The organism is Pseudofrankia asymbiotica, assembly GCF_001983105.1.
Taxonomy (GTDB): domain Bacteria; phylum Actinomycetota; class Actinomycetes; order Frankiales; family Frankiaceae; genus Pseudofrankia; species Pseudofrankia asymbiotica.
In genome coordinates this window covers 17,859-37,699 of the sequence record NZ_MOMC01000073.1, presented here as the reverse complement: position 1 = coordinate 37,699, position 19,841 = coordinate 17,859, and the positions used below count along the sequence as shown (strand labels likewise).

The 19,841-nt window shown below is 72.7% G+C and carries 16 protein-coding genes; 14 read left to right on the top strand and 2 right to left on the bottom strand.

Translation table 11 applies throughout. The features are described 5' to 3' along the window. The first annotated feature begins 32 nt into the window (after positions 1–32). The 7 genes from pstB (at position 33) to BL253_RS31205 (ending at position 9,674) form a co-directional block, all read left to right on the top strand. Positions 33–809: a phosphate ABC transporter ATP-binding protein PstB gene (pstB, locus tag BL253_RS31235; protein WP_076820894.1), complete on the top strand. Its 777-nt coding sequence runs from the start codon at positions 33–35 to the stop codon at positions 807–809. Positions 810–811: 2 nt separating this feature from the next. Then, positions 812–1,753, top strand: coding sequence for a response regulator transcription factor (locus BL253_RS31230; RefSeq protein ID WP_081438880.1), 942 nt, complete (start codon positions 812–814; stop codon positions 1,751–1,753). Positions 1,754–1,859: 106 nt separating this feature from the next. Next, positions 1,860–2,375, top strand: a complete 516-nt coding sequence (locus BL253_RS31225; RefSeq protein WP_076820893.1) for a hypothetical protein — start codon at positions 1,860–1,862, stop codon at positions 2,373–2,375. Further along, positions 2,376–3,839: a hypothetical protein gene (locus BL253_RS31220; protein ID WP_076820892.1), complete on the top strand. Its 1,464-nt coding sequence runs from the start codon at positions 2,376–2,378 to the stop codon at positions 3,837–3,839. 14 nt (positions 3,840–3,853) lie between these two features. Then, positions 3,854–5,296, top strand: coding sequence for a VWA domain-containing protein (locus BL253_RS31215; protein ID WP_241835306.1), 1,443 nt, complete (start codon positions 3,854–3,856; stop codon positions 5,294–5,296). 62 nt (positions 5,297–5,358) lie between these two features. After that, positions 5,359–6,474, top strand: coding sequence for an ATP-binding protein (locus BL253_RS31210; RefSeq protein WP_076820890.1), 1,116 nt, complete (start codon positions 5,359–5,361; stop codon positions 6,472–6,474). Positions 6,475–6,485: 11 nt separating this feature from the next. Next, complete coding sequence (locus tag BL253_RS31205; protein WP_241835305.1) at positions 6,486–9,674, top strand: DUF5682 family protein; 3,189 nt, start codon at positions 6,486–6,488, stop codon at positions 9,672–9,674. Here BL253_RS31205 and BL253_RS31200 read toward each other — a convergent pair. Continuing rightward, positions 9,652–10,596 (bottom strand): HhH-GPD family protein, encoded by a 945-nt coding sequence (locus tag BL253_RS31200; RefSeq protein ID WP_241835304.1) that lies wholly within the window; start codon positions 10,594–10,596, stop codon positions 9,652–9,654. The two genes, BL253_RS31205 and BL253_RS31200, sit on opposite strands and share 23 nt — an antisense overlap. A 185-nt stretch (positions 10,597–10,781) precedes the next feature. Continuing rightward, on the bottom strand, positions 10,782–11,264 hold the full coding sequence (locus BL253_RS31195) for a CarD family transcriptional regulator (protein ID WP_007512332.1): 483 nt from the start codon (positions 11,262–11,264) through the stop codon (positions 10,782–10,784). 793 nt (positions 11,265–12,057) lie between these two features. Here BL253_RS31195 and BL253_RS31190 point away from each other — a divergent pair. The 7 genes from BL253_RS31190 to cysS all read left to right on the top strand — a co-directional run bounded on the left by BL253_RS31190 (position 12,058) and on the right by cysS (position 19,802). Continuing rightward, positions 12,058–12,822, top strand: a complete 765-nt coding sequence (locus BL253_RS31190; protein ID WP_076820888.1) for a copper chaperone PCu(A)C domain-containing protein — start codon at positions 12,058–12,060, stop codon at positions 12,820–12,822. Positions 12,823–13,226: 404 nt separating this feature from the next. Further along, complete coding sequence (gene radA, locus BL253_RS31185; protein ID WP_076820887.1) at positions 13,227–14,711, top strand: DNA repair protein RadA; 1,485 nt, start codon at positions 13,227–13,229, stop codon at positions 14,709–14,711. Positions 14,712–15,029: 318 nt separating this feature from the next. Next, positions 15,030–16,109 carry a DNA integrity scanning diadenylate cyclase DisA gene (disA, locus tag BL253_RS31180; protein WP_076820886.1) on the top strand — a complete coding sequence of 360 codons (1,080 nt, stop codon included), beginning with the start codon at positions 15,030–15,032 and terminating at the stop codon, positions 16,107–16,109. A gap of 250 nt (positions 16,110–16,359) precedes the next feature. After that, positions 16,360–17,082: a 2-C-methyl-D-erythritol 4-phosphate cytidylyltransferase gene (gene ispD, locus BL253_RS31175; protein WP_081438879.1), complete on the top strand. Its 723-nt coding sequence runs from the start codon at positions 16,360–16,362 to the stop codon at positions 17,080–17,082. Continuing rightward, a complete protein-coding gene (gene ispF, locus BL253_RS31170; protein ID WP_076820885.1) occupies positions 17,079–17,603 on the top strand; it encodes a 2-C-methyl-D-erythritol 2,4-cyclodiphosphate synthase in 525 nt (174 codons plus the stop codon). The genes ispD and ispF overlap by 4 nt, the downstream gene beginning before the upstream one ends. A gap of 201 nt (positions 17,604–17,804) precedes the next feature. Continuing rightward, entirely contained in the window at positions 17,805–18,197 is a 393-nt protein-coding gene (locus BL253_RS31165) for a PPOX class F420-dependent oxidoreductase (protein ID WP_076820910.1), read from the top strand. Positions 18,198–18,254: 57 nt separating this feature from the next. Further along, entirely contained in the window at positions 18,255–19,802 is a 1,548-nt protein-coding gene (gene cysS, locus BL253_RS31160; RefSeq protein ID WP_076820884.1) for a cysteine--tRNA ligase, read from the top strand. Positions 19,803–19,841: the final 39 nt, after the last annotated feature.

The following is a 19,841-nucleotide window of genomic DNA, read 5'->3' as shown; positions in this document are numbered from 1 at the left end:
GAGCCCCGACGGCTCAGGTAGCAGAGGTAGCAATGGCCACCCGAATCGACATCCAGGGGCTGAACGTCTTCTACGGCAAGTTCAAGGCCGTAGCCGGCGTCAACCTCGCCATCGAGCCGAAGAACGTCACCGCGTTCATCGGCCCCTCCGGCTGCGGCAAGTCCACCGTGCTGCGGACTCTGAACCGGATGCACGAGGTCATCCCGAACGCGAGCGTCGAGGGCAAGGTCCTGCTGGACGGCGAGGACCTGTACGGGCCCGGGGTCGACCCGGTGAACGTGCGCCGCCAGGTCGGCATGGTCTTCCAGCGCCCGAACCCGTTCCCGACGATGTCCATCTACGAGAACGTCGTCGCCGGGCTGAAGCTCAACGGCACCCGCAAGAAGTCGCTGCTCGACGAGCGGGCCGAGGAGTCGCTGCGCGGCGCCAACCTGTGGGAAGAGGTCAAGGACCGCCTCAACCGGCCGGGCGCCGGCCTGTCCGGTGGCCAGCAGCAGCGGCTCTGCATCGCCCGCGCGATCGCCGTCGAGCCGCAGGTGCTGCTCATGGACGAGCCGTGCTCCGCGCTCGACCCGATCTCGACGCTGGCGATCGAGGACCTCATCGCGAAGCTGAAGAACAGCTACACGATCGTGATCGTCACCCACAACATGCAGCAGGCCTCCCGGGTGAGCGACGCGACCGCGTTCTTCTCGCTCGAGGCGACCGGCCAGCCCGGCATGCTGATCGAGTACGACAAGACCAACAAGATCTTCACCAACCCGACCGAGAAGCGGACCGAGGACTACATCTCCGGGCGGTTCGGCTGAGCATGCCCGCCGCGCCGGAGCCGGTCGACGCTCGCCGACCGGTGGCCACGGCGGCGAGCGCCCCCGCGGTGGCGGGGGCACTCGCGCCCGCCACCGCGTCGGGTCCATCGGCGCGGTTCACCGGCGCGGGCCAGGTGACCCCGGCCGGGACAGCCGCGCCGCCCGCCCAGGCCGCTGGGCTGGTGCTCATCGCCGACGCCGACGCGGACGACGAGCTCGTCGCCGCCTTCGATGCCAGGGGCCTCAAGGTCCGGGTGGTCGGCGACGGGGCGCTGGCCCTCCTCGAAGCGGGCCGGCTTGGCCCGGACACGGTTCTGGTGAGCGCCACGCTGCCGGTTCTCGACGGCATCGGCGTGGTCCGCGCACTGCGGGCGATGCGCGGCCGGGGCGAGATGACGATCCTGCTCGGGCTCGGCCCGGACGACCGCGCGCAGGCCGCGGCCGGGCTGGAAGCCGGCGCGAGCGCCTGTGTGGCCAAGCCGTACCTGGTCAGCGAGGTCCTGGCGCTGGCCGGCCCGCCGGCGGACGCGATCACGCCGGCCGCCGGCACGGTTCTGGCCGCCGGCATGCGCGCCGCCAGCCTGGGCGTCGCCAACTGGGCCGGCGGCCGCACGGGAGCCGGCAATGCCGGCGAGGTCGACCCGGAGGTGTTCCGGGTCGGCACGGTGACCCTCGACATCGGCGCCCACCAGGTGCGGGTCGACGGCGTGCCGGTGGCGGTGCCGCCTCGGGAGTTCCGGCTCCTGCGGGTGCTGCTCGAGCGCGCCGGCCGCGTCGTGCCCCGCGAGAGCCTGCTCGAGCTCGTCTGGGGCACCTCACAGATGGACTCGAACACCCTCGCCGTCCACGTCCGCCGCCTGCGCCGCCGCCTCGGCGACACCGCCGAAACGCCCTGGTCGATCGAGAGCGTCCGCGGCGTCGGCTACCGCTACCGCCTGCCCTGACAGTCAGTCCCGTTCTGGCCTGGATCGTCCGCCGAGAACTGTCAGACCACCGCGATACAAGTAGCTCGCAGACGGACGAGTCGTCGAGCTGGCGGAGGTCGATGCGGTGGGTGCGGACGGTTCGGAGGGGCGCGACGCGCGCCGGCGCGGCGTGCGGCGGGTGGTGCCGCCCGTCACGCCGCGGACGCTGGCGAAGGTGCCTTTCGTCGAGCTGGCCGAGGGCCGGCTGCGGGGGGTCGTGTCAAGCGGCTCGGACATCGAGCGGGTGTACGTCTCGTCGATCGTCGCGGGGACGCACGAGTACAGCTGCGGCACGAACAACAACCGTCCGTGCGGCGGGCTGACCGGCGGTGGGCTGTGCAACCATCTGCGTGCGCTGGTCGACGCGGCGGTGCTCCAGTACGGCGGCGGCAGGGTGGCGCGTTACCTGCGCGTCGACGGCGCCCGGGAGGTGACGTCGGCCGACGACGTCGTCGCGCGGTTGCGCGGCGGGCGGGCRCGGCTGGAGGCCGCCGCCGTGTTCAGCGGGTTCCTCCGCCACCTGGGCTACCTGGAACTGCCGGATGTCGCCCTGCCCGTCCCCGAGCTGGACTGGTTCCCGGCCGGCCAGGCGGCGCTGTAGATGCTCGCCACGCGGTTCGAGACGCTCGCCGGCGCTACCCCCGCCGGAGTCGCGGAGGTGTTCGCCCTGGTCGACGGGTTCGACGACGCCCTGGTGGAGGGCCTGGGACGGCTCGACGCGGTCCGCGGCGACGCGCTCGACGCCCTGGCGGGCGCGGTGGCTACGACGCCGATGGGCCCAACCGTCCGGGACGCCGCTGAGACGATCCTGGCCGGATCGGTCACCGACGACGCGCTGGTCGCGCTAGCCGGCGCGCGGACGGCGGTCCTGGGCGCCGCGCACGACGCCCTGCTCGTCGCCTTCGACGCGGCGCTGGGCCGCGCCAGGTCGGCCTGGGGGCCGGCGGGGGAACCCGGCCCCGCACCCCTGCCGCCGGGCTGGGGGCCGGCGCTGGCCGGATGCCGCTCCTGGCTGCGTGAGCTGGCGATCGCCGGTTGGCGTGGCGTCGACGAGGACCTTGTCTCGTCGTCGGCCCAGGCGCGCCAGGCCGCGCTGGTCGAGCCAGGGCTGCGTCGGCTGGCGGTGCTGCTCGACGGAATGGCCGCGGAGCTGCGCGCGTCCGGCCCGGTCGGGCTGATGTCCAGCCCGCCTGTCCGGCGGTGGGGTGATCTGTGGGCGCGGGCGCAGCTGCTGGCCTGGCGTGGCGACTGGCCGCCGGCCGGGCCCGTCGGTGGCGAGCCAGCGGGCGCGGTGTCGGGGCGGCTGCTGGTGCTGGGCGCGGAGGTGGCCGAGCACGACACCGCCGCGCGGCTGCGGGTACACGCCATCCTGGAGCCGGCCGCGGATGGTGGCACCGACGGGCGGCCTCGGCTGGTGCGCGCCGGTGTGACCGTCGCGAAGGTCGACACGCTCGTGGGTCCGGCGCTGTGGCGGCTGCTCGAGGGCTATCCGGTGCTGCTGGGCGCGCTCGCCGGGCATCGGGCACTGGAGATCGCGGACATGGCGTTGCTGGGCAGCGGCGATCTCGTCTGGCGCGAGGACGCGGCTCGCCTCGGTGACGCCGCGGACCCGTTCGTCACCGCCCGGGTGCGGCTGGCGGAGGCGGTGGCCGCGGCGTCAGGGCCGCTCGACCGGCATCCGGTCCGGATCGCCGAGCCGGTTCTGCTCGAGGGGTACACGACGACGTGGGACGAGGCCGCCCGGACGCTGACGTTCGATCTCGCCGGCGCGTCGGTCGTCGTCGAGGCCGACCCGGTCGTGGACCCGGCGTCAAGCCTCGGCCCGCTGACGCCAGCGTTGCTGGCCTCCTCGTCCGCCTGCCTGGGGCTGCTGCGATGGGATGACGATCAGTGGTGGCTTCGACCCCTGGCGGCCCAGGCCATCGTCAAAAAGAAGCCGGTGACGGCACACGCCGGTGACTGGGCCCTCGGCGGCACCGACCCGAAGATCGCGAAGGCGCGGGCCAAGAACGGTGATGCCGTCGCCGTGCTGCGGGAGCGCGCGGGGCGGCTGCTGCGCCGATGAATCCGATCCCGAACGTGACGACCCAGGCCGAGTCGACAAGTCCGGCCGCCGCGGCTCTCGAGAACCGTCGCCAGGTCCTGTACTGGCGGCTGCTGGCCCGAATCTTCGTCCCGGATGAGCAGCCGGCGTTGGAGTCGGCGAGCCTGGCGGTCGTCGAGGATCTCGGCCTGCCGGCGGCGCTGCTCGACCCGGCCGTGTCCGTCGACACCCTGGTGCAGCGCTTCCCGGCGCTGGCCGGGCAGATCCAGGGCGTGCTGGAACGCCAGGGCGCCGATGGCGACGAGCCGGTGCCACTCGCGCGAGACGAGCCACGCGCGGACGCCGAGCCGTCCGTCGGCGAGGTACCCGCCGACGGGGCGACGCCCGGACACGGAGACGCCGAAGAACCTGGAGCGTCTGTCGATGAGGCCGAGGTGCGCAACGCGGCGTTGATGTCGAAGCTGCTGCTCAACGTGTTCGCGACCGGGTCCGGCGGCGTCACCGCTGCCGGGCTCGCCGGCTGGCAGGGAGACGCCGCCTGGCTCAGGCAGGCGCTCGGCGGGCCCGGCGCGGGCGACGCGGAAGCCGGGCTGGGCGGTGTGCTCGGCGACATCGAGGCCGACCTGGTCCGCCGGATGCACCTGCGCGAGGTGCTGGCGAACAACGCCCTCGCCAGCAGGCTCACGCCGAGCATGTCTCTCATCGAGCAGTTGCTGCGTGACAAGAGCAATCTCTCAGGCGTCGCGCTGGCCAACGCGAAGGCGCTGATCCGCCGGTTCGTCGACGAGGTCGCCGAGGTGCTGCGCACGCAGGTGGAGAAGGCGAGCGCCGGGACGATCGACCGTTCGGTGCCACCGAAACGGGTGTTCCGCAACCTGGAYATGAACCGCACGATCTGGCGCAACCTGACCAACTGGAATCCCGAGGACCAGCGCCTCTACGTCGACCGGCTGTACTACCGGCGGACCGCCCGGCGGACGACGCCGGCGCGGATGATCGTCGTGGTCGACCAGTCGGGGTCGATGGTCGACTCGATGGTCAACTGCACCATCCTGGCGTCGATCTTCGCTGGCCTACCCGGGGTCGACGTCCACCTGATCGCGTACGACACCCGCGCGCTCGACCTCACGCCCTGGGTGCACGACCCGTTCGAGGTGCTGCTGCGGACCAGCCTCGGGGGCGGCAACGACGGGCCGGTCGCGATGGYCATGGCCCGCCCGAAGATCGTCGATCCGCGGAACACGGTCATGGTGTGGATCTCGGACTTCTACGAGTTCGACCGGTCCCAGCCGCTGTTCGACGCCGTCGAGGCCGTTCACCGGTCGGGCGCGCGGTTCATCCCTGTCGGCTCGGTGAACAGCTCCGGCCGCCAGAGCGTGAACCCCTGGTTCCGTGACCGGTTCAAGGACCTGGGCACCCCGGTGATCTCGGGCCATATCCGCAAGCTCGTCGTGGAGCTGAAGAGCTTCCTCGCCTGACGTGCTCGTTCTCGACCTCGGCTTTCTGTACCCGTGATGCCCGACACCTGTGGAGATCCGCGATGACCGCCGAGATGCTGCGTGCCCCGGCCGAGGCCAAGTACGCCGACGAGCTGAACTGGCTGGAGTCCGTCGATGACGGGCCGAGGCCCTACTCCTGGCGGCTCAGCCCGCGCATGGTCCGGCTGTTCATCCTCGGTTCCCAGCGCTCCGACGGCCTGGCTCGCGACGTCGACCAGAAGTGGTTCGGCGAGGCCAGCCTGGTCGAACGCGCCATCGTGACTCTCGCGTCCGACCGCGGCCTGCTCCTCATCGGCGATCCCGGGACCGGCAAGAGCTGGCTCGCCGAACTGCTCGCGGCGGCGATCAGCCGAGACTCGACGCTGGTCGTGCAGGGCACCGCCGGCACCACCGAGGACCACATCAAGTACTCGTGGAACGTCTCCATGGTGATCGCGCGGGGGCAGTCCAGGGAGTCGATGATTCCCTCGCCGATCATGACCGCCATGGAGCGGGGTGTGATCGGCCGGTTCGAGGAGCTGACCCGGTCGACCAGTGACGTCCAGGACGCGCTGATCTCGATCCTGTCGGAGAAGTACGTCTCGATTCCCGAGCTCGACAGCGACAACATCGCGTTCGCCAAGCCGGGGTTCTCGATCATCGCGACGGCGAACAGCCGCGACCGGGGTGTCAACGACCTCTCCTCGGCGCTCAAGCGCCGGTTCAACTTCGTCCGGATCCCGGTGGTGACGAACAAGCGCAGCGAGGCCGACATCGTCCGGTTCCGCACCGCCGAGCTGCTGCGCCGCCACCAGATCGAGCTGGAGGTCCCACCCACGCTGCTCGACATCCTGCTGCAGAGCTTCGCCGACCTGCGGGCCGCCGCGGCCTCGGCGGCCAGCGACGACGAGCGACTCGAGTCAGCCCTCTCCACCGCCGAGCAGATCGGTGTGCTCGAGGACGCGATCCTGCACAGCCAGTTCTTCGGGGAGCGGGAGCTGGGGGCCGGCGCCCTCGCGAGCTCGCTCGTCGGCTCGCTCGCCCGTCGCAGCCCCGAGGATCTCGCCATCCTCAACAAGTACTGGCACGGTGTCGTCGAGCCGCGCAGCAAGAAGGACGGCGGGCTCTGGCCGGACTTCCTCGAAGGCGGCCGTCAGGCGATCGCCACCCTGTCGTGAACGAGGCGCGCGTGAACGTCGACGGACGCGTGCACGACGGTGGACCGGCCGGTGGTCTCGCGGTGGACCCCGCCGATGAGCGCACCACGCGCGCGAGCGGTGCCGCCGGGACCGAGGTTCCCGCCGGGACCGAGGGCCCCTTCGGCGCTCTGCGAGTACGGCTCGTCGAGGCGGCGGCGGCGTTCGTGGCGGATTCCACCGCCCTCGCCGAGATCATGGCCGGCCTGGTCGACGACGTCGGCTGGGCGTTGCGCGAACCGCTTGAGATCTTTCCCGTCTGTCACCATTCGCCCGCGTCGGCACTGGCGATGGCCCGCCGGCTGCGGGAGAAGCGGCCGAAGGTCATCTACCTGGAGCTGTGCGAGGATCTGCGTCCCCTGCTCGGTGAACTGCGCAACTGTCGCCTGCCGGTGGCGCTCCAGGCGTTCGCCCACGAGCTGGCCGGCTTTCCCGCCGGCTCGGGCCCGTTGAGCATCGTCGCGCCGATCACGGAGGCCTCCGCCGAGTACCAGGCCATCGCCTACGCGCTGGAGACACCGGACGCCGAGCTGGTGCTCGTCGACTGGTCGGCCGACCACCTCTTCCAATGGGAGGAACACGCGTCGGCGAAGGCGTCGGCCGGCTCGCCCCCGGCGCAGGGGGACGCGCCGAGCGTGGACGCCGACGACCCCGGCCACGGCGACGAGGCCGCCCTGCACGGCGACGCGGTCGGTGTCGAGATCGGTGACCTGCGCCCCCGGTTCGCCGAGCTGGAGGAGTTCCTGCTGCGGCACGGACGGGTCCGGCACTGGTCGGAATGGTGGGACCAGTACGTCGAGCAGCCGTTGGCGGGCGCCGACCATGACACCTACCGGCAGGCGATGACGCTCATCGGCAGCCTGTTCCGCCGGCTCACCCCGACGGACGACAGCGCCCGGCTGGCGCGGGACGAGGAACGCGAGCGCCACATGTGGACGCGGATCCGGGAGCATCGGGCCCGGTCCGGCGTCGACCGGTCGGAGTGTCTCTACGTCTGCGGCGCGTTCCACGCGGTCAGCCGCGTCCCCGAGTTCGGCACGCTCGCGGGTTCGCCACGGCTGGAAGAACCGGCCAGCGAGCCGCCTGGCCAGGTGATCCACGAGATCGGCCCGGTGACGGCGACCCGCTGGCTGTACGGGCTCATTCCGTCCAGCCATTCGGCCATCGAGGCCCAGTTCGGGCTGGCCGGCGGATCGGTGTCGATCGCGCGGGCCACCTGGGCGAAGGCGCTGACCCGGTCGGGGGTCGCCCCGTTCGAGCTCACCGGCCAACGCGGCGCGACCCGCTCCGCCCGATCCACGAAGGCGGGCAGGGCGGCCAGGAACAGGACAGGCGGCCAGGCAGCCGTTGACGGCGAGCGCGCCGACGGCGAGCGCGGGCCGGGCGCCCTCGCCGAGCGGTTGGCTGGCTTCCTCGAACGCCCCCCGGCGCTCGACGGGCTGGACGAAGCCGAGCTGCTCGGCTGGTCCGTCGACATCGTCCGGTTGGCCCGTCGAAACGGCTACCTCGCCAGCACCGCCGACGCGATCGCCGTGTTCGAGACCTCGATCCTGCTCGCGGGCCTGCGCAACCGGGCCCGGCCCACGCCGTATGACTTCCAGGACGCCGCCGTCACCTGCATCGAGAAGGACGTCGTTCCCGGCCGCAGGGACGTGCGCAGGGACGTGCGCAGGCTGTGCGAGATCCTGCTCGGCGGCGACCGGACCGGCCAGGTCGGTTACGACGCCCTGCCACCGCTCGCCCAGGACGTCTACGACCGGCTGACGCCGCTGGGGCTCGACCTGGAGAAGCGCACCGTGCAGCGGGCGCTCCTCGACCTGGCGGCGAACCCCGAGCTGGCCGGATGCTCGCACCTGCTGTGGATGCTGCGCTACCTGCTCCCGGACGGGGCGATCCGGCCGATTCTCGGAGTGCGGCGGCTTGGCGAGCGTTCCCCTCAGGAAAGCTGGGACGTGGCGATCGGCCGGCACCAACGCGCGCTGATCGAGCTGGGATACGAGGCCGTCACCGTCGAGCAGGCGCTGGAGCAGCGGTTGCGCCGTGCCGCCTGGGCGCCGACCGCCACCGCGGCCGTCGCGCTCGCCGCGGTGGAGGACGCGATCCTGTACCTCGACAGCCGGCGCCTCGCCGAGGAGCTGGGCGCCCGCGCCATCGAGCTGCTGACCACCGAACGGACCGTCGACGACGCGCCCGAGGTGCTGCGCCGCATCCGCCGCCTGCTGGACCACTACCGGGTCAACGAGCCGAGCCTGCCGACCTGGTGCGAGCAGTTCGTCAAAGGCGGGTACGCGCACTACTGCACGCTGCTGCCGACGGCCTTCGCCGCCGAGGACGTGGGTGTACGCCAGGTGGCCTCCATGCTCGGCTTCCTGCTGACCTTGGAAAACCTCGCGCTTGCCCTCGGTTGCGATCATGCGCAGCTGGAGCTGGCCGTGCGCCAGTCGCACCCGGAGAAACCGGACCGGGTCGCGCTGCTGTGGGCCGCGCAGAGCCGGCTGGGCCAGCTGTCCATGGCCGAGCTGCGAGCGCGATGTGACGGCCTGCTCGCCAACCCGCTCGTCGTCCCGACGTTCCCGCGTTACCTGGCGGGCCTCGTACAGGCCCTGGAACCGGTGCCGACGCTTGCCCCGTTCGCCGTCGAGATGATCTCCAAGGCGTTCGCCCGGCTACCCGACCCGATCCTGCTTCCGTGGCTGCCCACCCTGGTAGTGGCCCTGCGCGAGCACGCCGGTGAGCTGGTGCCGACGCTCGTACGCGAGGCAGGCCGCACTTTTCCCGGGAGCCTGGCCGACCTGGACGCCTGGGTCGCGCCCTGGTCGGACCAGCCAGCCGGAACGGTGCCCTCACGGACAGTCCCGACCACGAGCCAGCGGCCCGGCCCGGCTGGCACACGGGCGGCAAGGGCGGGCTCACCGGACAAGGCTGGCTCGCCGGACAGGGACGCGGTCGCGACACTGCTCGCCGGCTATCCGGTGACCACGCGGGCCGTGGCGACCCTGCTCGGGTTCGGCGGGGAGGGAGCTGGTCCGATCGACACCGTCGACGACCGGCGTGATCAACCGCCGGGACGGTCCGATCCGCGGATCGCCGGGGTGGCACGGCTCCTGGCGGGCCATCCGGAGACCGCCGACGCGGTCCACGACCTGATCGCGGGGCCGGTCAGACCGGCAGGCGTGCCGTGACGTCGCCGGGGAGCGCGTACCCGCCGGGCCCGGCGACGACGGCGAGACCGTCGTCGAGGAGCCCGCGCAGGGCGCGGTCCCGTTGGACCGGCTCGTCCCAGACCGCGTCGAGCAGCTCCGCGTCGACCGGGCCGTCCGCGTCGCGCAGCACGGCGAGCAGCCGGCCGCGCACCTGGCGATCTGTGCCGGCGTAGCCCTGTGGGCGACGGGCTGGGCCGTCGGACGGCGGGCTGCCGGCCAGCAGCCACGCGCACCGCTCCCGGACCGGGCAGCCGGCGCAGCGCGGCGCCCGGGCCACGCAGACCAGCGCGCCGAGCTCCATGAACGCGGCGCTGGCCCGGGCGGCGGTCTCCGGGTCGGCCGGCAGCAGGTTCTCGACCGTGGCCAGGTCGCGGCGGCTGACCGCCGCGGGGCCCTCCGCCGTTCCCTCGACCGCGCGGGCGACGAGGCGCCGGACATTGACGTCGACGACGGCATGGCGTTGCCGGAACGCGAACGCGGCGACCGCGCGGGCCGTATAGGTGCCGATGCCGGGAAGCGCGAGCAGATCGTCGAGGCGGTCCGGGACGGCGCCGCCGTGCCGCTCGACGATGGCGGCCGCCGCCTGGTGCAGGCGCAGCGCCCGGCGCGGGTAGCCGAGGCGGCCCCACATCCGGACCGCCTCGCCGGCCGGCTCCGCCGCGAGCGCGGCCGGATCGGGCCAGCGCGTCAGCCAAGACTCCCAGACGGGCAGCACCCGGTTCACGGGCGTCTGCTGCAGCATCACCTCGCTGACGAGTACCCCCCAGGGCCCCGCCTCCGGCCGTCGCCACGGCAGATCCCGCGCCACCAGGCCGTACCACTCGAGCACGTCGTCCGCGAACGGCCGCTCATCGACTGCCCAGCCGGCTACCGCGCCGGCCACACCCTGGTTCCCGTCCATCACAGCCATCGTGCCAGCCGCGGGCCCAGGCCCATCCAACCGGGCCAGCCCCCCGCCTCTGAGGCTGGCCCGCACCGCCGGCCTGGAATCCGGGCACGCCAAAGCGGGCCGCCTCAACAACTGTCAGCAGTCGAGACGGCCCGCTTCGTCTGACCCGGAGAGTCAGCGAGCTGGGTCGCGCGTGATCAACCGGCGAGGACCTCGTCGAGCATGGCCTCGGCCTTGTCCTCGTTGGTGCCCTCCGCGAGGGCGAGCTCACTGACGAGGATCTGTCGAGCCTTGCTGAGCATCCGCTTTTCGCCGGCTGACAGGCCGCGCTCGCGGTCACGGCGCCACAGGTCCCGAACGACCTCGGCGACCTTGTTGACGTCGCCTGATGCCAACTTCTCAAGGTTGGCCTTGTACCGACGCGACCAGTTGGTCGGTTCCTCGGTGTGCGGTGCGCGAAGCACCTCGAAGACGCGCTCGAGGCCGTCCTGGCCGACTACATCGCGTACGCCAACCATGCCGATGTTGTCGGCCGGTACGCGTACGGTCAGGTCACCCTGAGCCACCTTGAGCACGAGATAGAGTTTCTCTTCACCTTTGATGACGCGCGTTTCAATCGCATCGATGAGAGCAGCCCCGTGATGCGGGTAAACGACGGTCTCGCCGACTTGGAAAGCCATGTGTCACGTGCCCCTTCCGCCTCTACCAGCGTAACACGCACGCATCGCTGCAGGTCAGACGCATGCTGGGTCGTGTGCGGCCGGCAGGGGTGCCGTGGGTGGCCACAGCGGAGCGTTCTGGCCACGCTCCGCCCACCACGAACACCGCCCGTCGCCGGCTTGTGCCGCTTCGGCCAAGCAGTCCACCTGGTCTGACCGAACTGTCCGACCTGGCGTCCGACCTGCTGAAACGCTCGCCACACTCGCGCGTCCATGAGCCGGTCAAGCCCGGATCCGAAGGTCGGTGCGCGACCCACTCATGAACACGCCGCGTCGCCTCCGGCCGAAGGCCGCGGCATGGGGCCGCTTCAGTTCCGCCGCCGCGAACCGCGCGCGCACTCGGCGCGTCGTATTCGCCTCCGCGCGCGGAGGCGAGCGTGGCCGCCCGGCGCCGACAAAACGGTGGCGCGGTGTAGCGGACCGGTTGGCAATCGCGAGATTGCGGCTGGCGTCGGCGCCCGCCCTGACCCACCGACACCCGCCTCGACCCCCGGAGGCGGCGCGGGACCGGCGGCACGCCCCCAGCAGTGATCCGCTACACGATCACGGCAGGGAGGCAGCGGTCACACCGCGCTGAGGCTCGCGGCCCGCGCGAGGCACGTGCGCATAGCAGGTGGCTAGTCTTAGCGCCGAGCAGCCAAAGGCGCCCCCTCGCGGCCGTCCCCGTGCCCGTATCGTCGTCCGGCTGCGCTACTGGACCAGCGCGGGCGCCCTGTCCGGGGTGCCGCGCCCGCACGACAGGAGTCACCGAGCCGTGAGCCGCCGTCCGGGGGCGCGCAGCGCAGCCATCTCGCGCCGTCCCGCCGTCTCGTCCGCCCAGCCCATCTCGCGCGCCGCGGGTGTCGCCCCGGCCCGCTCACTGCGCCGCGGAGCGGCGGCGCTGGCCGCCGCCGCACTGCTGTGCACGCCGGCGCTGGCGGCCTGCGCCAGCGGCACGGACGCGATGACGGGCCTGGCGCGCACGACGACAAACACCGCCAGCGGCGCCGTCGGCACCATCGACCTGCGCAACGTCTACGTCGCCGGCCCGGCCAAGGCCGGTGAGGACGTTCAGGTCATCTCGGCGCTGTTCAACGGCGGCGGCGAGGCTGACGAGCTGGTCAGCGTGTCGTCGCCCGACGCTTCCGGGGGCAGCCCCGGCAGCCCGGCGACGCTGGCCCCTGCCGGAGGGCAGATCTACATCGCCAACGGCTCCGCGCCGAGCCTCACCGGCCTGAAGAAGGACCTGCCGGTGGGCTCCGCGACGAAGGTGACCTTCACGTTCGCCAAGGCCGGCTCCGTCACCCTGGACGTCCCCGTCGAGGAGCCCCTCCCCGGCGCCTCGGGCACCCCCACCGCCACACCCTCCGCCTCCGCGACACCCCCCGCGACCGCCACCGCGACGACGACCGCCACGGCGACGACGACCGCCACGCCGACCACGGGCGGAACCGCCACGCCCACGGCCGGCTCCACCTCCACCCCGACGGCCGGCTCCACCTCCACCCCGACGGCCGGCTCCACCCCCACCGCCGGCTAACACCGGAGGCCCGTGCCAGCGGCGCGCTCCGGGGCCGGGGTCCAGGTCGGAGTCGGACGGGGTTGGGCGGGATTGGGCGGGAAGGTTGTTTCTGGTTCGCTCCGTCCGGGCACGGCGCTCCGGCGCCGTCCTCGCCTGGCGGCTCGGACGACACCTCCGCGCCGTGTCCTCCTGCGCTCACGGGCGCTGCGGCGACCTCGCGGACGCCCGGCCCACGTCGCTTCGCTCGTGGGCCGGGCGTCCGCGAGGTGCGTCTCCGCGCGCAGCTCGGTTGCCCGCCGCTGGAGCGTTACGGACCCGGGCAGGGCTGGAGGCCCGACCCCGGGCCGGCGCCCGGCTCTGACCCGGGGCTTGGTCTGGAGCGGGCCAGCCACAATGTCGTACCCCTTGGCTAACTTCGGGCCATGGCGGTTTCGCGGTCCAGTGGGAACGAGTCGGCTGGCGTCGGGGGAAGCCGGTCGCGGGCTGGTGGCGGGTTTCGGTGTGGTGAGTGCGGCGCGGAGTCGATCCGGTGGGCCGGGCGCTGCTCGCGCTGCCAGGCGTGGGGGACGCTGGAGGCGCAGAAGGCCGCGCCGCGTAAGGCGGCCGTGGCCGGTTCCGGCGCCACCGCCGCCGCCACGGTGACCACTCCGGCGAAGCCCATGACGGAGGTCGACCCGACGCCGGCGACGCGCCGCGCCACCGGCGTCGACGAGCTCGACCGGGTGCTCGGGGGCGGGATCGTGCCCGGCGCCGTGATCCTGCTCGCCGGCGAGCCGGGGGTGGGCAAGTCGACGCTGCTGCTGGAGGTCGCCGCGCGCAGCGCCGAGGCCGGTCACCGGGCGCTCATCGTCACCGGCGAGGAGTCGGCCGCCCAGGTCAGGCTGCGCGCGGGGCGCACCGGCACGCTGCACCCCGACCTGTGGCTCGCGGCCGAGACCGATCTCGGGGCGCTGCTGGGCCATGTCGAGGAGGTCCAGCCGACGCTGCTGGTGGTCGACTCGGTGCAGACGATCTCCGCCTCGGGCGTCGAGGGCGTGGCGGGTGGCGTGACCCAGGTCCGCGAGGTCACCGCCGCGCTGATCCGCACCGCCAGGGCGCTGGGTCTCGCCACCGTGCTGGTCGGGCACGTCACCAAGGACGGCGCGGTCGCCGGCCCGCGGCTGCTGGAGCATCTCGTCGACGTGGTGCTGCACTTCGAGGGCGACCAGCAGACCGCGTTGCGGATGGTCCGCGCGATCAAGAACCGCCATGGGCCGACGGACGAGGTCGGCTGCTTCGAGATGAACGAGAACGGCATCTGGGGCATCGCCGACCCGAGCGGCCTGTTCCTGTCTCGCGGCGCGGCCGCGAGCGCTGTCCCGGGCGTGTGCGTCACCGTGATGGTCGAGGGCCGTCGGCCGCTCGTCGCCGAGGTGCAGGCGCTCGTCGCGCCGCAGAACGTCTTCGCCAAGTCGGGCGGCGGTGGCGGCGGGCCGGGGGGTGGGGCGCCGGCGCCGCTGCCGCCACGGCGGGCGGTGTCCGGGCTCGACGGTGCCCGGGTCGCGATGATCACCGCCGTGCTGCAGAAGCGGTCCGGTTTCTCCAGCCTGGGGGCCAGCGACATCTTCACCGCCTCGGTCGGCGGGGTGCGGCTCTACGAGCCCGCCTCGGATCTGGCCGTGGCGCTGGCGATGGTGAGCTCGACGCAGGAGCGGGCGATCCCGCCAGACCTGATCGCGCTCGGGGAGGTGGGGCTCACCGGCGAGATCCGCTCGGTCAGCGGCGTCGAGCGGCGGCTCGCCGCGGCGGCGCGGCTTGGCTTCCGGCGGGCGCTCGTGCCTCGGCTGTCCGGGATGACTCCGGAGGGGATGGCGGTGACGGAGGTGACCGATCTGCCCACCGCGATCAGCGAGATGTATGCCGGATAGCGGCGCTGGAACGGCCGCGCGCGATCTCGTTCACGAAGACGTTCACCGGGCGCGTTGCCCGTCGCGTGTCCGGAGTGTCCTGGCTGATCCACCGGGTTTCGACGGGGAGATGCCCGCTCGACCAGCAAGGTGTGGTTAGGGCGACCTGCTCACCAGGTCAAATGTTTTTCCGGCCATCGCGCGGAGGCTCTCCATGGTGGTACCCGCGGGCTCGATAGCATTGCCACCGTGGTAGGAGACCTCGGTCGCGGTGCCAGCGCATAAGCGATGGCATGTCACTCGTCCGGAGGGTCTCGGCAGGAGGAGTAGAGGAGCCCGATGGCAGGACCACCCGGGGATGACGTCTTCCGGGCCACGCTGGCCGCCGTGGCGCCCGGAACCCCCTTTCGTGACGGCCTCGAGCGCATCCTCCGCGGCCACACCGGCGCACTGATCGTGCTCGGCCGCGACAAGGTCGTGGAAGGGATCTGCACCGGCGGTTTCGAGCTGGACGTCGAGTTCTCGGCGACCCGGCTGCGCGAGCTCGCCAAGATGGACGGCGCGATCGTGCTGTCGTCCGACCTCAACCGGATCGTGCGCGCCGCGGTCCATCTGGTGCCCGACCCGATGATTCCGACGGAGGAGTCCGGGACGCGCCACCGCACCGCCGAGAGGGTGGCCAGGCAGACCGGCCTGCCGGTGATCTCGGTGAGCCAGTCCATGCACATCATCGCGCTGTACGTCGTCGGCCGCCGCTACGTGCTCGACGGCTCGGCCGCGATCCTGTCCCGCGCGAACCAGGCACTGGCGACCCTGGAGCGCTACAAGATGCGTCTCGACGAGGTCGCCGGCACGCTGTCGGCCCTGGAGATCGAGGATCTCGTCACCGTGCGCGACGCGATCTCCGTCCTGCAGCGGCTCGAGATGGTCCRCCGGATCGCCGACGAGATCGAGAGCTACGTCGTCGAGCTCGGCACCGACGGCCGGCTGCTCTCGCTGCAGCTCGAGGAGCTGATGGCCGGGGTCGAGACCGAGCGCGAGCTGACCGTGCGCGACTACCTGCCCGCCAGCGCCAAGGTCGGCGGCCCGGCCGAGGTGCTCACCGACCTGGCCGCGATGTCGGCGACCGATCTGCTCGACCTGACCGCGCTCGCCCGCGCCCTCGGCCTCGGCGGCGGCGCCGACGTGCTGGACCGCCAGATCAGCCCGCGCGGTTACCGCATGCTCGCGAAGATCCCGCGCCTGCCGCGCCTGATCGTCGACCGGCTGGTCGACCATTTCGCGACCCTGCAGAAGCTCCTCGCCRCCGGCGTCGACGACCTGCAGGCCGTCGACGGCGTCGGCGAGACCCGGGCCAAGGCCGTCCGCGAGGGCCTCTCCCGCCTCGCCGAGTCCTCCATCCTCGAGCGCTACGCCTAGGCCCGGCGCCCGCGTGGTTTCCGGGGCGGGCTGGTGCGGGGAGTGCAGGGGCGGTGCGCGTTTGTGGTGGGACGGGGGGGCCGGTAGGTTCGGGGCGAGCTGCCTCGGCCCGGAGGGCCCTGGGTGGCCCGGCGGGATGGTTCTTCTTGTTTCGGGATGTGGCTGACTGGCCTGGTGGGGGTTGCCGGGCGTCGGTGGGGTCCCGATCGGTCTGGATTCTGATGAGGTCTGAGATCAAGCGAGGTCAGCGGTGACCGCGGTGAACGAGGCTGGCGCGCGGGTCGCCGTCGTCGTGCCGGCGGCCGGCCGAGGAGAGCGGCTCGGCGGCGGGGTGCCGAAGGCGCTTCGGCCGCTCGGCGGCCGTCCCATGCTGGTGCACGCGGTGCAGGCGCTGTCGGCGGCCGAGCTGGTGTCGCAGATCGTCGTGGCCGCCCCGCCAACCCTGGTGGAGGTGGTGAGCCGGCTGCTGGGCCCGGACGTTCGGGTGCTGCCGGGCGGCGCCGAGCGGGTCGACTCCGTGCGCGGCGCGCTGCGCGCCCTGGACGACGACATCCGGGTGGTGCTGGTACATGACGCGGCCCGCCCGCTGACCCCGCCGTCGCTCGTCGACGCGGTCGCCCGGGCCGTGCTCGGCGGGCATCCGGCCGTCATCCCGGTGCTGCCGCTCGCGGACACGGTCAAGGAGGTCGACGCGGACGGGCGCGTGCTGCGCACCCCGCCTCGCGGTGGCCTGCGCGCGGTCCAGACCCCGCAGGGCTTCCGCCGGGAGGTGCTGGAGGCGGCCTACGCGAGCCAGGACGGCGACCAGCCGGCGGTGACCGACGACGCCGGCCTCGTGGAGCGGCTGGGAGTACCGGTGGCGACCATCCCGGGCGCCGACGAGGCGTTCAAGGTGACCCGGCCCGCGGACCTCATGTTCGCCGAGGCGCTGCTGGCTCGTCGCCCGCTGGCCGAGTCGGGGCGCTCGTCATGACCGCTCCCGCCGCGGCGCCCGGCCCGGCGGCGCCCCCCGTCCCGATCGCGCTGCCGCGCGTCGGCACCGGCGTCGACGTCCACCCGTTCGAGCAGGGCCGGCCCTGCTGGGTCGCCTGCCTGCTCTGGGAGGGCGAGACCGGTCTCGCCGGCCACTCCGACGGCGACGTCGCCGCGCACGCGGCCTGTGACGCACTCCTGATCGCCTCGGGGCTGGGCGACCTCGGCAAGGTGTTCGGCACCGACCGCCCGGAATGGGCTGGCGCGACCGGCGCGGCGCTCCTCGGCGAGACCGCCCGGCTGCTGGCCGTCGACGGCTGGACGGTCGGCAACGTCGCCGTCCAGGTGGTCGGGAACCGTCCGCGGATGGCGAAGCGCCGCGACGAGGCCGCCGCGGCGATGTCCGCGGCGCTCGGTGGCGTGCCTGTCAGCGTGTCCGCGACGACCACCGACGGCCTGGGACTGACCGGCCGAGGCGAGGGCCTCGCCGCCATCGCCACGGCTCTGGTGGCGAGGCTGTAGAGCCGAACGCGTGGCTCGTTGGCGTCGCAGAGCCGGAGGCCTGGCAACGGCACCGGATGCCAATTTGGCATTACCTGTCTGGCGTCAGGTCCTGAATGGGGAAGGTTGACCGGAAAGGTCGACCCTTGCTGGATGCAGGTGGCCGAGGCGGGTCTTCGCTGGGCGCCGCTGCTGCCGGGTGGTTCCTCTTGGAGCGCGCTGATGGATGTACGGCTACCAGAGACGGTCAAGGTGCTGGCGGACGCGCCGACATACGTCACCCTGGCGACACTTCGGCCGGATGGCTCGCCACGGTTGACCGTGCTGTGGATCGAGCGTGAAGGCGACGACCTGCTGCTCTCGACGGTCCGGGGCCGGGCCAAGGAGCGTGATCTCGCGCGCGACGGGCGGGTCGCGCTGATGTTCCTCGACCAGCGCGACCCGTACTCCTACGTCGAGGTACGCGGCACGGCCACGCTGTCCGAGGACGGCGGGCGTGAGTTGATCGACCGTCTCGCCGTGAAGTACACCGGTGAGCCCTACAAGTGGGACGAGCCAGACGCCATCCGCGTCGTCATCCGAGTAACCCCCACCCGCATCCTCACAACGGGTTAGCCCGCGTTCCGCGGAGCGGACGGCGGGCGAATCGGTGCTCGAAGGTATTCTTGACAAGTGAGCCTGCACCTATACGACACGCGTACGCGGCGCGTGCGGCTGTTCGAGCCGCTGCGCCCCGGCCACGTGGGCGTCTACGTGTGTGGGCCGACCGTCCAGTCCGGCCCGCATGTCGGCCACCTTCGCTCGGCGGTCGCCTTCGACCTGCTGCGGCGCTGGCTGCTCGCCTCCGGATACGCCGTCACGTATGTGCAGAACGTCACGGACATCGATGACAAGATCATCGTGAACGCGGACCGGGAGAGTATCTCCGTCTGGGAGCTGGCGACCCGCGAGACCCGGGCGTTCGACGACGCCTACCGGTCTGTCGGCATCCTGCCTCCGACGATCGAGCCGCGGGCGACGGCGCACATACCCGAGATGCACGCCCTGATCGCCCGCCTGATGGCGGGCGGCTTCGCCTACGAGGGCGATGGCTCGGTGTGGTTCCGCGTCGGGCGCTATGCCGACTACGGCGCCCTGTCCAACCAGCGGCCGGACGCCATGCAGGCGTCCCCCGAGGCCGAGGCCGGCAAGGCCGACCCGCGTGACTTCGCCCTGTGGAAGGCCTCACGCCCCGGCGAGCCGGCCTGGGACTCGCCCTGGGGCCCCGGCCGGCCCGGCTGGCACCTCGAATGCTCCGCGATGGCCGGCAAGTACCTGGGCCAGGTGTTCGACATCCACGGCGGCGGCCTGGACCTGGTGTTCCCGCACCACGAGAACGAGCGGGCGCAGACGGTGTGCATGACCGCCGACCACGGTGGCCTGCCCGCCGAGCCGGAGATGGCCCGGTACTGGATGCACACCGGGCTGTTGACGACCGGCGGCACCAAGATGTCGAAGTCGCTGGGCAACTCGTACTTCGTCTCGGACGTGCTCGCGCAGGTGCGCCCGCAGGTGCTGCGCTATCACCTGCTCTCCGCGCACTACCGCTCGACGCTGGAGTTCAGCGCCGCGACGCTCGCCGAGTCGGCGGCGGCGTACGACCGGGTGGAGACCTTCGTCCGCAACGCCCTGGACATCCTTGGCGGCCCGGAGACGGCGTCCGCCTTGGCGGCCGAGGCACCCGCCGCGCCCGCGCGCCCGGCGCCCAGAACCAGAGGCAAGGGCAAGGGCGTCAGGGGTGCTGGCGGYGGTCTGAGCGCCGAGACGCCGGCCGGCGGTGCGGGTGCTGGGCTGGCGTCGCCAGCGGCGGCATGGGCCGCCTTCGCCGAGTCGCTCGACGACGATCTCGGTATCGCCCGGGCACTCGCGGCGCTCTTCGGCGCGGTGGGCCAGGGCAACCAGGTGCTGGCCAAGGCGCACAGCCGCGAGCTCGCCGGCTGGGTGGTGGTCGCGCGGCGCATGCTCGCCGTGCTCGGGCTGGACCCGGTCGAGCAGTGGCCGGCCGCCGGCGCGGAGCTTCGCCCGGCGCTCGACGGCGTCATGGAGATCGTCCTGGACCTGCGCTCGTCCGCGCGGGCCCGGCGTGACTTCGCCGAAGCCGACTCGATCCGCGCCCGCCTCGCCGCCGCCGACGTCGTCGTCGACGACACCCCCGAGGGACAGCGCTGGCATTTGGCCTGAGGCTGTATCTCTTGGCCTGAGGCTGTATCTCTGGCCGGC

Excerpts from the sequence above, each read along its gene's own strand:
- BL253_RS31230 (WP_081438880.1), top strand. The coding sequence starts at position 812 with ATGCCCGCCGCGCCGGAGCCGGTCGACGCTCGCCGACCGGTGGCCACG.
- ispF (WP_076820885.1), top strand. The coding sequence starts at position 17,079 with ATGACCGCTCCCGCCGCGGCGCCCGGCCCGGCGGCGCCCCCCGTCCCG.
- pstB (WP_076820894.1), top strand. The coding sequence starts at position 33 with ATGGCCACCCGAATCGACATCCAGGGGCTGAACGTCTTCTACGGCAAG.
- BL253_RS31165 (WP_076820910.1), top strand. The coding sequence starts at position 17,805 with ATGGATGTACGGCTACCAGAGACGGTCAAGGTGCTGGCGGACGCGCCG.
- BL253_RS31195 (WP_007512332.1), bottom strand. The coding sequence starts at position 11,264 with ATGGCTTTCCAAGTCGGCGAGACCGTCGTTTACCCGCATCACGGGGCT.
- BL253_RS31210 (WP_076820890.1), top strand. The coding sequence starts at position 5,359 with ATGACCGCCGAGATGCTGCGTGCCCCGGCCGAGGCCAAGTACGCCGAC.
- BL253_RS31200 (WP_241835304.1), bottom strand. The coding sequence starts at position 10,596 with ATGGACGGGAACCAGGGTGTGGCCGGCGCGGTAGCCGGCTGGGCAGTC.
- BL253_RS31220 (WP_076820892.1), top strand. The coding sequence starts at position 2,376 with ATGCTCGCCACGCGGTTCGAGACGCTCGCCGGCGCTACCCCCGCCGGA.
- radA (WP_076820887.1), top strand. The coding sequence starts at position 13,227 with ATGGCGGTTTCGCGGTCCAGTGGGAACGAGTCGGCTGGCGTCGGGGGA.